The following is a 14445-nucleotide window of genomic DNA, read 5'->3' on the forward strand; positions in this document are numbered from 1 at the left end:
GATATGGCAGCAAGGCCCCGCAAGAGAAAGCATAAAGGACTGGTCACTAACCTTTACTTGAGAAAAGGCATTTACTACTACCGCCGCCCGGATAATGGCAAAGAGTTTTCTATGGGCCGCAACCTGAAAATGGCAAAAGAGGCGGCAATTGAACTCAACAACCGCCTGATGCCTTCGGCTGATCTGGTTGCCACTGTGATGGGCCTTGCTGATATCTCTATCAATGACGCTTGCGATGAATTCCAGCAGGTGCGCATTGATGACGATCCCCGCCTGGCACCATCCACTAAAAAGGAGAAAACCTACCGACTCAACCGCATCAGAAAAGACCTGGGTCATTATGATATTACCAAGTTCACCACCGCTGACGTGGCAAACTGGCTGGAGAATATCAAAGGCGATGCCTACCGCCAGCACAGAACCACGCTGTCACAGGTTATGGACTTTGCTCAAACCAGGGGCTGGATTCATAAAAATGTGGTCAGCCCTACCCTTTCTCACGATGTTCATTATAAAAAAGTGCGTAAGCGCCTAACGGTTGAACAATACCAGGCTGTAAGAGGGTTTGCGGAACCCTGGCTGCAGGTAGCAATGGATCTGGCCTTGCTCACCTGCCAGGGCAGAACGGAAATCGTGAATATGGCCTTTGATCATATCGAAGATGATACCCTTTATGTCGTTCGCCAGAAAACCTACCGCAAAACCGAAACAGCCTATATCGCCATTAGCATCACCCCCACTCTGGCTAAGGTAATTGAGCGTAGCCGACAACTACCACCCGCATCACCACTCATGGTGCATCGTCGCCCGGAACGTATGCAGAAAAGTACCCGCCACGGTAACTGGTCAGTAACCGCCAGCTATCTCTCTAAGGCCTTCCAAAAGGCACGGGATCAGGTCAGCAGTATCGCCAGAATGCCAGAAGAGGAACGACCCACTTTCCATGAGATCCGCGCCCTTGGCGCACACCTAATGGAAAAAGCCGGGGTTAAAAAAGCAGAAGTACAGGCCCTACTCGGCCACGCCGATGAAAGTATGACCGAGGTCTATTTAGCAGGGCATGATCAGAAATGGATCTCAGCCGTGGCAGGGGATTTTGAGGTGGGTGGCATCAATAAATATTGATGCTATTACCCCTTATGCACTCAACAGCCAAAGATTAAATAGCATCAACCCAATAGCAATATAAAAGAGAGAATCTCCCTCAATTATGCGACGCACGACATACCGCCAGGGCTGCTTAATCTCTAAAGCTGAACGCTCATTTTGAGCTTCTAATAACAGGGTTTCTGCGACCAGAACATTCCGGCTCAACTCACTATGCCGCTTTTGCAAATCTGCCGCTTGCACAGTGTAATCCTCATTGCTCAGCTGTTCATTCGCTAGCTGTTTCTCAAGCTCAAGCTGCTCTAACTCAGCCTTATTTACAGCGAGCTTTTGATTCAGTACATCGAGTTTTAAAGCTGAGATTTTACGGCTAAACATTTCTTATCCTCCTTGGTTTATACAGATAGCTTTGCATGTCTTTTTCCAATCTGAGATTTACCTCTTCCGCATTCTTAGCTCACTGTCTCTTTACTCCATGAGTTAGCAATAATACCTATCCATACCGCAGGAGATTAACATCTTTTTTCATGGTCATCCTCCCAGGGAGATTCCTAATCTGAATCGTATATTTGTTAGATAGCAACAAATAAGCTTGTGAAACTATTGTGAAAGAAACAGCAAAATCAGTGACTCAAAACCTACAACGTAACCCATTGATTTATATAGCCCCATCAACAGCCAAAACCACTGTATAAAAAACCATAAAATAGAAGTAAAAAGACATGGAAATCAGTGTAATAGAATTATAATAATTCAAAATTGACATGGTGGGGGTCGTTGGTTCGAATCCGATCACGTCTACCAAATTTAAAAGCCCGTAACTCACTGAGTTACGGGCTTTTTTGTTATACACCGAAAATATCCTGATTCACCACTTCTGCTATAGACTGGGGATCAAATGGTGTGGAATAAAACTCGAAAAGACTTAAGCAATGAGAGAGCAAATACTCCCTCTCATTAAACAAGTTTAAAGCCAATGATTGATGAGTTACATATTCGGATAGTTAGGCCCACCGGCACCTTCCGGTGTTACCCAGGTGATATTCTGGGATGGGTCTTTGATATCACAGGTTTTGCAATGCACACAGTTCTGTGAATTGATCTGAAAACGATCCAGACCGCTTGCCTCTTCCTTCACGACTTCGTAAACACCTGCTGGGCAGAAGCGCTGTGCCGGTTCAGCCCATTTTGGCAAGTTCACCCGTAGCGGCACGGTGTCATCAACTAGCTTCAGGTGACAGGGCTGGTCTTCTTCATGGTTAGTATTGGAGAGAAAGACCGAAGAGAGTTTATCAAAACTGATCACACCATCCGGTTTAGGATAGTGAATAACCGCTGAGTCATTAGCCAGTTTTAGCTGAGCGAAATCCGCTTGATCGTCATGCAGTGTCAGTGGGATATTAAACAGGTTCTGATCGATAAAGTTAAACGCGCCCCCCAACATAGCACCAAACTTATGCATCGCCGGGCCAAAGTTGCGGCTGTGATACAACTCATCAAAGACCCAAGAGTTTTTCCAGCGCTCTGTAAACTCAACCAGATCCTTACCACCCTCACCATCGGAATGCGCTTTATCACCTTTCAGGGCAGCAAAAATTGTTTCCGCCGCGATCATACCGGTCTTCATTGCCGTATGAGTGCCCTTGATCTTGGCAAAATTCAGTGTACCAGCATCACAGCCCACCAAAATGCCACCGGGGAAGGTCATCTTCGGCAAGCAGTTGAAGCCGCCTTTGGTAATCGCACGGGCACCGTAAGAGACCCGTTTACCCCCTTCCAGGTACTGCTTCAGCTCTGGATGATGCTTCATCCGCTGAAATTCATCAAACGGGCTCAGATACGGATTGTCGTAGTTCAGATCGGTAATCAGCCCCACCACCACCTGACAGTTTTCAGCGTGATACAGGAAGAAGCCGCCACTGGCACCGTTATCGCTCAATGGCCAACCCGAGCCATGTACGACAAGACCCGGTTTATGTTGATCAGCAGGAATATCCCATAGTTCCTTAATACCGATACCATAGTGCTGAGGATCTTTGCCTTCATCCAGGCTGAACTGATGAATCAACTGTTTGCCTAAATGACCACGACTGCCTTCCGAGAAGATGGTGTACTTCGCACGCAGTTCCATACCCGGCATAAACATGCCCGGCTTCTCACTGCCATCTTCTGCAACGCCCATATCACCGGTGATGACACCTTTAACTACGCCCTCTTCAATCAAGAGTTCGGCTGCGGCAAAGCCAGGGAAAATTTCGACCCCCAACGCCTCTGCCTGCTCCGCCAACCAGCGACAAACATTGCCCAATGAGACAATATAATTACTCTCCCCATTAGCAAAGTGATTGTGCATAGATTTGGGCACAATGGCATTAGGGAAGGTTTTGCTAGCGGTATCACTTTTCAGCATCACGATCTGATCTTCGGTCACCGCAGTCGTCAAGGGTGCACCTTTTTCCTTCCAATCGGGGATCAGTTCATTCAGTGCCGTAGGTTCAATCACCGCACCAGAGAGAATATGGGCTCCAGCCTCAGAGCCTTTCTCAACCACACATACCGTCAGTTCCTGACCGGTTTCATTGGCTTGTTGCATCAGACTAATGGCAGCAGACAGGCCCGAAGGACCCGCCCCAACAATAACGACATCAAATTCCATCGCATCACGCATGATCAGCACACCTCAAACAAACCTGCGGCGCCCATACCGCCGCCAATGCACATGGATACCACCACATATTTGACGCCACGGCGCTTACCCTCCAGCAACGCATGGCCCACCATACGAGCACCGGACATACCAAATGAATGGCCAATGGAAATCGCACCACCATTCACATTCAGCTTATCGTTAGGGATACCCAAGGCATCACGGCAGTGCAGAACCTGACTGGCAAAAGCTTCGTTAATCTCCCACAGACCAATATCACTCACGGTCAGGTTAAAACGCTCCAGCAGTTTAGGAATAGCGTAAACGGGACCAATACCCATCTCTTCCGGTGCGCAACCGGCAACGGCGATACCGCGGTAGATCCCCAGCGGTTCAATCCCACGACGCTCCGCTTCATCGCGACTCATCACCAGAGTTGCAGCGGCACCATCGGAAAACTGAGAGGCGTTACCGGCGGTGACATGTTCACCCTGCTCAACCCACTGACCATCTTTCCAGACCGGCTTTAAGCCCGCTAGGCTTTCCAGTGTGGTTTGCGGACGGTTACACTCGTCTTTATCGGCCACAACCGCTTTATGACCGGCAGGTTTACGCTCTTCATCAAATACCAGCTGCTGAGCCGTTAATGGCACGATCTCATCATCAAACAGCCCTGCTTCCTGAGCCGCGGCAGTACGCTGCTGACTTTGTAGCGAGTACTCATCCTGATCGGCACGGCTGATACCATAGCGATTAGCGACAATTTCGGCAGTTTCGATCATTGGAATATACGCGGAAGGGGCGATCTCTTTTACCGCTTCGGACTGGGCACGGTAAGTGTTTTTATGTTTGGTTTGAGTCAGCGATAACGACTCCACGCCACCTGCCACGGCTATCTTCATCTCACCGGCGATAATATTTTTTGCCGCAACGCCAATGGTCATCAGGCCAGAAGCGCACATACGATCCAGCGCCATACCCGGCACCGTATCCGGCAGACCCGCAGTATAGGCGCACAAACGACCAATATTATAGGCTTGAGTACCCTGTTGAACCGCGGCACCCATAATCACATCTTCAACCGCTTCCGGCTCAATACCGGCACGTTCAACCACCGCACGCACCACATGGCCACCCAGCACCGGCGCTTCGGTATCGTTAAAAGAACCACGGAAAGATTTAGTCAGCGCAGTACGCGCGGTAGAGACAATTACAGCTTCAGTCATTTAACGAATCCTCATTACGCATTAAAGGTATAACGGCTGATGGTATCGATCACACAGCCCGGGCGATCACTGCCCTCAATTTCAACGGTGACACGAATAGTGGCCTGTACGGCTTGTTTGATCTGTTCCACCTGCACCACTTCACCCCGACCACGAATACGACTGCCCACAGGCACCGGGCCAGGAAAACGGACTTTGTCACAACCGTAGTTCACCCCCATCTGCAGGTTCTGTACCTCAATCAACTGGGGCAGAAACAGATTCACCAACGACAGGGTCAGATAACCGTGGGCGATACAGCCACCAAAAGGGCCATTAGCCGCTCGTTCGGGGTCCACATGAATCCACTGATGATCACCGGTCGCATCAGCAAACTGATTCACTCGTTCCTGAGTAATCTCCAGCCATTCGGTTACACCCAGGTCAGTACCCGCAGCGTTTAATAATGCTTCAGCACTGGCAAAGGTTTGATTTGCATGTTCTTTCATATCGGCTAATTTCTCTCCATTGAGCATCTCTTTTCTCGGCATTAAGCATCGATCAGGCGTGCTGTGAGCTCACAGAAACCACTTCACCGGCCATATAGGAGGCATAATCGCTGGCCAGGAACATCATCACATTGGCAACTTCCCACACTTCAGCCGCACGACCAAAGGCTTCGCGACTGGCCAGTTGAGCCAACAGCTCTTCACTGGAGGCTTTTTTCAGGAAATCATGCAGGGCAATAGAAGGGGATACCGCATTGATCCGCACACCATATTCGGCGGCTTCCAAAGCAGAACAACGGGTCAACGCCATCACACCGGCCTTAGCCGCAGCATAATGAGCCTGCTCTTTTTGAGCACGCCAGCCCAGTACAGAGGCGTTATTAACGATGACTCCACGACCACGCGTCTGCATATGAGGCAACATGGCACGAGTCATACGAAAAGTACCTGTCAGGGTGATATCCAGTACGCGATGCCATTCATCATCGGTCATATCAACCACTTTGGTCTGACCGCCTAAGCCAGCGTTATTAATCAGCACATCCACACCGCCCAGCTGTTCTTCTGCAGTAGCAATAAGTGTCTGCACTTCGTCTTCAGAAGTTACATTACACAGCTGACCGTAGACCTCACCCAGGCCGGTTTCCTGCTTGAGTGTCGCGACCGCTTCTTCCAGACGACGGGGGTGAATATCCGAGATCATCAGGGCGCGACAGCCCTCTTCCGCAGCACGACGGGCGGCAGAAAAACCAATACCTGCACCCGCAGCCGCTGTAATCAGTACCGACTTACCTTTAAGCAGGCCATGCCCACTCACATATTCAGGAACCTGTTGCATATTCACTCCTCGCACCTCAACGATTCTCTGGCGGCTGCTGGACCCTAAGGATCTGAATTTTTATTCATTCACAACAGGCCGCGCTCTGGTGAGCTATTACGCCGCGACAAGTCAATTACCTCATCGTCAATGCGGACTAGAGCTGACCCCAAGCCTAAAAATGCCGAAATACCTAAACGCCAAAAAGTACCTGGAAAAACCTGAAGACGTTAAAAATGAGAAATCAAAGCACAAAACGGCGCAATCAAAGCGATAAGTAGTCCCAATAGACGATTACAGTCGGCGGTAAAGACCAAACAATGGGAGCAGATCAATCCTACCCGAACACCACAAAACCCGGCGTCGTGTTCACCGATGCATACACCATCCGAGCAGCGACCAGACCAGGAGATACAAGATGAAAAAAAGTCATCTGCTAACCCCTTCATTCCTTTCAGCCCCTTCATTTTTAGCCCCTTTTCTTGTCACCTCTCTGTTAGGCCATAGCTCAATAGCAGCAGCCAAGGCCTCACCGGAACAGATTGCACAACTGGGTAATGAATTGACTTGTGTTGGCGCGCAGGCCGATGGTAATGCCGATGGTTCTATTCCACCGTTCAGTGGTAAATGGCAAGGTGTGCCAGAAGGTGTGCAATTTACACCTAATGTCGGTCAGCATCCGGTTGACCCTTACCCACAAGACCAAGCTCTGTTTACAATCACCGGCCAAAACTGGCAGCAGTACCAAGGCAAGCTGACTGAAGGTCAGAAAGCTATGTTTAAACGCTACCCCAAGACCTTCTCCATGCCCATTTACCCAGGTCGCCGTGATTTTCGCTACCCGGATTTTGTCTGTGATATCGCCAGGAAAAACGCTCAGGAAGCAGAGCTGATTGATCAGGGAATGGGCTTCACCGGCTATAAGGGCGCGATCCCCTTTCCGATTCCCGATGCCAGTCAACCGCTGCAGGTATTGCAGAATCATAATTTCCCATACCGGGCGTATACCTATCACACGGTACGGGATATTGCCGATGTCAATTCCAAGGGCTACATCACCTGGGGCCGCCAGAACTATCGCGGTTTGAACGTTACTAACGATCCTCAGGAGATCGGTAAACCCATGGAAGGTGTGATGGCTTACAGCCTGACCGCAACAGAACTACCGGCACGCTCAAAAGGCTCTGCGACTGTCACTTCAGAACCCGTGAACTTTGCCGAAGCCAACCGCTTGGCCTGGAACTACAATCCCGGTACCCGCCGCGTGCGCCAGCTGCCAGAATACGGCTTTGATACGCCGCTCAGTGGTACCGCAGGCAAGCTCACCATCGACTCAGACCGTCTTATGAACGGTTCGCCGGAACGTTATGACTGGGTCGTACAGGGTAAAAAAGAGATCTATATCCCGGCGAATGCCTACCGGGTACATAGTTCAGAGGTGAAATACGATGACCTGCTGAAACTGGGTCACGCCAACCCCGACTATATGCGTTATGAGCTGCGCCGTGTCTGGGTGCTGGAAGCGAAACTAAAAGAGGGCTATCGCCATCGCTACGGCAAACGAGTGATGTATCTGGATGAAGATACCTGGCATGGTGTTATCGCCGATTACTACGACACCCGCGACACCTTGGTTCAGCACGCCTTTATTAACTACTTCTACGCCTTTGATATGAGTGCCTGGCAGGCGGGCAGCAGCTTCTATCACGACCTGACCTCAGGGGGCTACGTCGGTTACAACCTATTCCAGGAACAGGAAAAAGCCCCGATACTGAACAAATACCAGTACACCAAAGATAACTTCTCGCCTGCGGCGCTGCGCCGGTTAAGTCACTAGTAACAAGGGATATCTAGCAAAAGTGAGGAATCACTTTGTCAAAAATGAAGCCGCGCTTCATTTGCTAACTCTCTGGGTCTGGCGAGAAAACTAACGCATCAACAGGCATAGGTTAGTTAATAGCTACTTCGGCGTATGCTATTAACTCATTTACCGGCTTCCCCTGAAGCCGGTTTTTTTCCTTTTTGATACAAGGGTTCACCGATCAAGCTGCAGACAAAAGAGTCCACCCATCCTGATCAGCACTGGAAACAGATCAATGATTCGCCATCCTCATATCGTTTACACATTTATTGTCGCGGTACCAATCAACCAGTGTATCCGGTGCCAGAGGTTTACTATAGAAGTAACCCTGAAAATAGTCGCAGTCCATCTGTTTCAACAGCTGGGCCTGTTCCTGCTTTTCAATGCCTTCAGCGGTCACAGATTTCTTCAGTGTGTGGGCCATGGCAATAATATTGCGTACTATCGCCTGATCCACTTCACTCTGCTCAATGGCCGAGATAAAGGAGCGATCAATCTTAATGTTATCCACTGGCAGCAAGCCTATGGCACTGTAGGATGAATACCCCGTACCAAAATCATCCAACGACCATTGCAGAAATTCATTATCGACTTTCGATATCACTGTGTTCAGAGCGTCATAGTCCATAAGCTCATAGGATTCAGTGACCTCCAGGGTGATCTTCTGACCTGCAGAAAAACCTGTCTTGAGTTCATGGGCCAAAAAATCGCTGAAGCCATCATCAAAGAACTGACTACGGGAGATATTGATGTTGATACGCAACTCTCCCAGCCCTTGTTCTGCCAGCATCTGGCTATCTTTGCTGACACAGCGGAAAATCGCTTTCCCCAATGAAAAAATCAAGCCATTGCGCTCGGCAATGGGAATAAACTTATCAGGGCCGATAAAACCTTTCACTGGATGCTGCCAACGCACCAGCGCTTCAACCCCCACTACCGTTTCACTGGCCGCATCTACAACAGGCTGATAGACCATAAAGATCTCATTTTCCCGAATGGCAACCCTCAGATCCCGACTGAGCTCATCCTGCTCTTTTGACGAGTCTAATAGCGATGAAGAGTAATGACAGATATGACCTTGCTCTCCGTGGGCTTTAGCTGCATGTAGTGCAATTTCCGTCGATTGCAACAACTCATCCACTGTTGCGCCATCCTTCGGCCAGTAGGCGATGCCTATATTGAAAGAGACATACCTCAGCACTTCATTAATATGCAAAGGGGATTCAAACTGCTTTTCGACAACGGCTCCGACCGGATTCTTCTCTGCAATATTCGCTTCACGTTTCAGTGCAACCAAGAACAGATCTGCCGCAAAACGGCCGATCAGCAAGGCATCAGGAAAAGCCTGGGATAGACGCTCAGCAACAGCGATAAGCAATTGATCACCCGTTTTCTTACCATAGCTGTCATTAACGACTTTGAAGTGCTGAATATCAAAAAGCATTAAAGCGACAGAATCCGACGAAGCATCCAGTAAGTTCAGATTATCCGCTAACAGGTTCTTGGAATAATTGATATTTGGCAGTTCTGTCAAATCATCAATGTTGGCCTGATGCCAGATGACAGCCTGATTTTGCTTATCCTTAGTAATATCCTGAATCGTACCAATCAGCTTCTGACTCAGCGGATCAAACTCGACCACCTCTCTGATCCAAATCAGACGGCTGCCGGTATTGATCATATATTCAACACTCCGGTTACCTTTTGCCTGACTGGAACAAAAAGCCTCGAAACCGGCCTGATATTCAGGGGAGATCAGTCCCATATATCGGGTTAAATCCTGTGTCGATTCATTCACCTGCAGTATATGCATGGCCTGATCGGACAGATAACGCACCCCAGTGTCCGGCGGCTTGTACCAACTGCCCAGCCTGGCCACCCGTTGCGCCTGTTTAAGATTCACCTCACTCTGCTTTAGATCCGCCGTTCTTTCATCCACCAATAAACTGAGTTCATTACGATGCCGATACAGTTGTGAGGTTGAGTAAGCCAATGCACTGGCAAGCCAGGTAATCAGAATAGCCACCAGAATTTCGGCCCAACTGATATAGGATATCAGAGAGCTATCCGTTGATCTGATACCCAGTGTCCATATTTGATTGGCCACCTCTATATCCAATGAACGAATATCGGTCGCATCCGCGGGTATAGCTGAATCAAATAATGACTGTAACGGTTCGGATTCTGAATTTACCCAGATGTTAAAATCAAACCCTAGTGTTTTCAGCTCTTTCAACCGGATTCGTGTTAACAGATCATTAAGCCTGAACACCGCCGTGGCAAATCCCCAGAACTGCTCTTGCTGAAAGATAGGTAAGCGAACAACAATCCCCCTCCCTCCCTGATTTAACATGCGTGGGCCATCAATCAGAATCTGACGTGAAGCGATCGCCGCTCTGGCGGAGTCTTTGGTGACAGGGTGTTCCAGCAACTTCTGCCCCCGAATACCCGATGAAAGATCATCGGGATACATAAAGGACACAACTCCATCAGGTGCCAGCTGCAGGGAGAGGATGCCATCTAACTGACTATAGAGAGCACCGGCCAGGTTTTGAAACTGATCATTTGAAAGGTCATCTTCCCGTGATAAGACAGACAAGACTCTGACGCTGATCAGAGCCCGATCAAACTCCTTATTCAGATCAGAAGCATAGGCCTCAAGTAGCTGTGTTTCTTCTAGCTGACGAACCGCAACCCGCTCAGTATTGAGTAACCAAAGCACCAGCCAGCAAATTATCCCGGTCATCACTGCCGAACTTATTCTGAAAAATTGAGGACTCATAAACTCACTTCACGTTCCAGAAAATATATCTACACCATAGGCCAATGATCCCAGGGCTGCTAAATCTTTCTGCTGAAAACCCTGTTATAAATCAATAAGCAACCGGCTTATTCAGCCTTCGGTCTAGCGCCATTAAGAGGTTATCGACCTGTAAGATAGTTTAAAGGTGACCGACAAAAGGACACAAAAAAACCGGCTTCCTGGGAAGCCGGTTGAAGGGTTAATACTATATTACTGTTCAACAGATCCGAACGGGCTTGCTGTTAAACAGGGCCGAACCGATAGTGATTAACCGACCTTATTGCGATTGTTACAATATTCAATTGAGCCGTCTTCTTACCCCTTTAGAACGCATACTTCGCGGTGAAAGAGATATTGTCGCGGTCACTCAGGGTGCGTTCCCTATGTGGCTCGTCCACATCCGGGTTACCCATGTAGGTCAGATATTTAACTCCCAGTTGCAGACCAGAACGCGGGTGAGTCAAGTCTGCCCCTATGCTGAAGCGCTGATCACCTTCACCACCGACACCGCCAGTGATGGCACGGCCACTCAACTGATTGGAGTAACTGATCGGTACACTCAGATCCCAGCTTTCTGTTATACCGGGATAAGCCAGACTCAGAGACGCGGCCAGCGCCAGGCTATGATTGGAATAGTACAGCTTGTCGGTTTCACTTCCGGCGACACCACTGATACCACGGCTTTCCACATCAAGAATATCCACGTAAGCAATTTCCGTAGTCAGGTTGGTACTCTCTGACAGTGGCGTACTACCCAGGTTGATAATGGCATTCAGGTTAGTCTGCAGAATCTCACCACGGGTCGCCGTCGGCAGGGATGAACCATAGAACTCGGTAGCCAGCAGCACTGGAGCACCGTCTTTATAGGACATTTCAGCCGCAATGGAAGCCATGCCCACGGTTGTCGAGTAGGTGGCACCGATCAGGTCAATATCATCGAAGTAACGTACACGATATGTGCCCTGGAAATTGTTATCCAATGGTGAAATTTCAGTCATTGGGATACGGTCCTGATAGTTCAGGTAGTAAAAACCGATCTCTGTCGTCTCACTGACACGGTAACGCGTCCCCACACCCCACTGGCCGTTGTCATCCGGCTGAATATCATCCCCCCGAACACCAAAGGCACAGGCTCCGTTTGGCAGGGCATTCAGACAGTAAGCCCCTTTACCCACGGCTTCACTGGTGCTCAGATAGGAACCCGGCTCAGGCACCAGGGTTTCATGCCAGTCGTACTGATAGTGGGCCATTACGGACAGCTCAGGGGTAATCTCCAGCTGCATGGACACCTGATCTTCCGGTAACAGAATATCTTTTACTTCCGTACCCGGAATACCGCTTTTAATGGCATCCGATGGGCCTTGTGCCAGAGAGATGCCCGGGAAGAACAAGCCTTCACCCCAGGCAACCACGTGTTTACCAACACGAATATTCGCATAACCACTTTCACCAAAAGCAAAAGCGGTATAGCCGTAGAAATCCAGCAAGCGGGAATAGCCGCCATGATACTTTTCGGCATCGTCGCTGAATTTATCATCCTGATAAACACTGTCGTAGAAGGTGCTGGCCGACATCACCAGGCCGAAGTTGTCTTTTGCCAGATGGGCTTCCATCAGCAGCGACAGGGCATTGGAGGTCATATCGCCTTCATCGAAATTTTTGTTACCGGAGCTGGTCAGCTCATCGGCCTGATCTTCGGTACGCACAGCGGCGGAATAGGTCAGGGTACCTTTCCAGTCCAGCGTGGTGCCATTACCCAGTTCCAGGGTGTCCCCTGCCATCGCCGGAGTAGACATTGCGGCGGCCAGAATTGCAGCCGACAGGGTGTGACGTTTAAAAACTTTGTTCATTGTTGCTCTCTTTACTACTGACTGATCACTGACAGCACTGTGTTGAAACGCTTGCATGTCGCTTATCTCCTTCAGATCGCTGTGATTTAGTGACTCAGTCGACGCAATGCAGCAGGTGTAAAGTTATCTTTGCTGTATTCGCCGGTATTCAGAATCGGACCCTTCTCACGCTCCTGGAACAGGTTGTAGCCCACATAGCCGCCCGTCGTCAGGTCATGGTAAAAGCTGCTGCCCGCCTGCCAGGCGTTCATATCAAAGGCGTAGTAGTAATTGATATAAGCGTGCTGAACCAGAGTGCCACGGGTGTCGTAGTAATCAGATATCACGCCGTGCCAGGTATCCTCGTCGATATACATCACACGCTTACCGTAACGGTGGCGGTATTCCTCTTTAAGATCACCTTCAAGTACCCAGATGCGGCGTAACTCATAACGCATATAATCCGGGTTGGCGTGACCGATCTGCAGCAGATCATCGTAGGTCACATCTGAGCCGTGAATCTTATAGGTGTTGGCCGGAATAAAGATCTCCTGTTTACCCGTCACCTTCCAGGTATAGCGTTCAGGTGAGCCATTCATCAGACGGTCGGTGTCGATTGTCAGCTTACCGGAGGTGCCTGCCAGCGGTGTGTCAAAACCGTATTCCGGCAACTGACGTACACGACGGGTTCCAGGGTTGTAGTTCCAGGCCAGACGCTTACCCCGGGCAAAGTTCACCGGCTCAGAAGTCACCGTGGCCGATCCTTTTTTACGTACCGGACGTTCCGTTTCCACCAGGCTATAGGCCATCACCCCTTCCATCGGCTTACCGATCTCATCCGGGTGGTTGGTGATATTAAGACCCGCATTCACCGTGCGCCCCCAGGAGATATCCCCTGTTGAGCTGACATCCGCCACATCACGACGGGTGTAATAGGTGTAAGCCCGGTATGGGAAGTTATGGTTTGCCAAAACTTCCAGTGGCTTATTGATATCGGGAATAGGGAAAGGCACAGCGCCCTTGTAGCCGGTAAAGCCAAAACCATCATCAATCAATTCAGATTCAGTGGCATTACGCTTAGCGATATCGCAAATTTCGTCAGGGTAACGAAAATCACGACGTCCCGGATATACAGGCATTTCAAACGTATCAGGATAGCGCTCAAACATCGCCTTCTGCCCCTCGGTCAGAAACTGACTGTATTGCTGCCAATTCTGACGGGTGATGACATAAAGGGGTTTGTCATCAGCATAAGGGTCAACTGGGTGCCGGCCTGCATGGGGGGTATACTCAACCCCTTCAGGTGTACCCAGCCACTTTCCGGTAAACTCAGGAATCGTACCTGCTGCATTACCGGCAATCTCGCCCCCCATACAGTTCAGTTCGGTGCCCAGCTTACTGGCTTCATCAGCAGAAACCTTGGCCAAGGTCCCGGCACTGTGAGCCATAACGATAGCGGCAACGAGGGGTTTTATTATGTTTCTTTTCATCCATACCTCCAGCTCTGGCATGTACGCCGGTGCCTGAAGTGGCCCATGACGTACCCTGCAGATTCGTTTTGTTGTTATTAGAGATTTCATTATTTTGGATCGACCGGAGGGCTAAATCGTCTGTTAAGACTAGTCTGAAAAGTTCGCACGACCTGCTCCTGTCAAAGCCAACAGGGC

Annotated in this window: 10 protein-coding genes; 2 read left to right on the plus strand and 8 right to left on the minus strand. The window is 49.6% G+C overall.

Annotated elements, in window-relative coordinates:
* Positions 1-3 precede the first annotated feature (3 nt).
* Positions 4-1125, plus strand: a complete 1122-nt coding sequence (locus tag H579_RS0123330) for a tyrosine-type recombinase/integrase (RefSeq protein ID WP_028302645.1) — start codon at positions 4-6, stop codon at positions 1123-1125.
* A gap of 12 nt (positions 1126-1137) precedes the next feature.
* Here H579_RS0123330 and H579_RS0123335 read toward each other — a convergent pair whose 3' ends face one another.
* The 5 genes from H579_RS0123335 to H579_RS0123355 form a co-directional block, all read right to left on the minus strand.
* Positions 1138-1485 carry a hypothetical protein gene (locus H579_RS0123335; protein ID WP_028302646.1) on the minus strand — a complete coding sequence of 116 codons (348 nt, stop codon included), beginning with the start codon at positions 1483-1485 and terminating at the stop codon, positions 1138-1140.
* Between the two features lie 610 nt (positions 1486-2095).
* A complete protein-coding gene (locus H579_RS0123340; RefSeq protein ID WP_036567368.1) occupies positions 2096-3775 on the minus strand; it encodes an electron transfer flavoprotein-ubiquinone oxidoreductase in 1680 nt (559 codons plus the stop codon).
* 2 nt (positions 3776-3777) lie between these two features.
* Positions 3778-4980 (minus strand): acetyl-CoA C-acyltransferase, encoded by a 1203-nt coding sequence (locus H579_RS0123345; RefSeq protein WP_028302648.1) that lies wholly within the window; start codon positions 4978-4980, stop codon positions 3778-3780.
* A 14-nt stretch (positions 4981-4994) separates the two neighbouring features.
* Positions 4995-5468 (minus strand): MaoC family dehydratase, encoded by a 474-nt coding sequence (locus tag H579_RS0123350; RefSeq protein ID WP_028302649.1) that lies wholly within the window; start codon positions 5466-5468, stop codon positions 4995-4997.
* Between the two features lie 52 nt (positions 5469-5520).
* Positions 5521-6306 carry an SDR family oxidoreductase gene (locus tag H579_RS0123355; RefSeq protein WP_028302650.1) on the minus strand — a complete coding sequence of 262 codons (786 nt, stop codon included), beginning with the start codon at positions 6304-6306 and terminating at the stop codon, positions 5521-5523.
* A gap of 397 nt (positions 6307-6703) precedes the next feature.
* Here H579_RS0123355 and H579_RS0123360 point away from each other — a divergent pair, with 397 nt between their 5' ends.
* Positions 6704-8122 (plus strand): DUF1329 domain-containing protein, encoded by a 1419-nt coding sequence (locus tag H579_RS0123360; RefSeq protein ID WP_051228308.1) that lies wholly within the window; start codon positions 6704-6706, stop codon positions 8120-8122.
* A gap of 256 nt (positions 8123-8378) precedes the next feature.
* Here the strand turns inward: H579_RS0123360 and H579_RS0123365 are convergent, their stop codons facing one another.
* The 3 genes from H579_RS0123365 to H579_RS0123375 form a co-directional block, all read right to left on the minus strand.
* On the minus strand, positions 8379-10892 hold the full coding sequence (locus H579_RS0123365; RefSeq protein ID WP_028302652.1) for a bifunctional diguanylate cyclase/phosphodiesterase: 2514 nt from the start codon (positions 10890-10892) through the stop codon (positions 8379-8381).
* Positions 10893-11272: 380 nt separating this feature from the next.
* The gene (locus tag H579_RS0123370) at positions 11273-12799 is read right to left on the minus strand and encodes a DUF1302 domain-containing protein (protein ID WP_028302653.1); all 1527 of its coding nucleotides are present in this window, start codon (positions 12797-12799) and stop codon (positions 11273-11275) included.
* A gap of 86 nt (positions 12800-12885) precedes the next feature.
* Positions 12886-14268 carry a DUF1329 domain-containing protein gene (locus H579_RS0123375; protein ID WP_028302654.1) on the minus strand — a complete coding sequence of 461 codons (1383 nt, stop codon included), beginning with the start codon at positions 14266-14268 and terminating at the stop codon, positions 12886-12888.
* Between the last annotated feature and the right edge of the window lie 177 nt (positions 14269-14445).

The organism is Oceanospirillum beijerinckii DSM 7166, assembly GCF_000422425.1.
GTDB classification, from domain to species: Bacteria; Pseudomonadota; Gammaproteobacteria; order Pseudomonadales; family Halomonadaceae; genus Oceanospirillum; species Oceanospirillum beijerinckii.

What these genes read in the sequence shown, in the direction of transcription:
- H579_RS0123360 (WP_051228308.1), top strand. Translation starts at nt 6,704, where the DNA reads ATGAAAAAAAGTCATCTGCTAACCCCTTCATTCCTTTCAGCCCCTTCA.
- H579_RS0123350 (WP_028302649.1), bottom strand. Translation starts at nt 5,468, where the DNA reads ATGAAAGAACATGCAAATCAAACCTTTGCCAGTGCTGAAGCATTATTA.
- H579_RS0123340 (WP_036567368.1), bottom strand. Translation starts at nt 3,775, where the DNA reads ATGCGTGATGCGATGGAATTTGATGTCGTTATTGTTGGGGCGGGTCCT.
- H579_RS0123330 (WP_028302645.1), top strand. Translation starts at nt 4, where the DNA reads ATGGCAGCAAGGCCCCGCAAGAGAAAGCATAAAGGACTGGTCACTAAC.
- H579_RS0123345 (WP_028302648.1), bottom strand. Translation starts at nt 4,980, where the DNA reads ATGACTGAAGCTGTAATTGTCTCTACCGCGCGTACTGCGCTGACTAAA.
- H579_RS0123370 (WP_028302653.1), bottom strand. Translation starts at nt 12,799, where the DNA reads ATGAACAAAGTTTTTAAACGTCACACCCTGTCGGCTGCAATTCTGGCC.
- H579_RS0123335 (WP_028302646.1), bottom strand. Translation starts at nt 1,485, where the DNA reads ATGTTTAGCCGTAAAATCTCAGCTTTAAAACTCGATGTACTGAATCAA.
- H579_RS0123365 (WP_028302652.1), bottom strand. Translation starts at nt 10,892, where the DNA reads ATGACCGGGATAATTTGCTGGCTGGTGCTTTGGTTACTCAATACTGAG.
- H579_RS0123375 (WP_028302654.1), bottom strand. Translation starts at nt 14,268, where the DNA reads ATGAAAAGAAACATAATAAAACCCCTCGTTGCCGCTATCGTTATGGCT.
- H579_RS0123355 (WP_028302650.1), bottom strand. Translation starts at nt 6,306, where the DNA reads ATGCAACAGGTTCCTGAATATGTGAGTGGGCATGGCCTGCTTAAAGGT.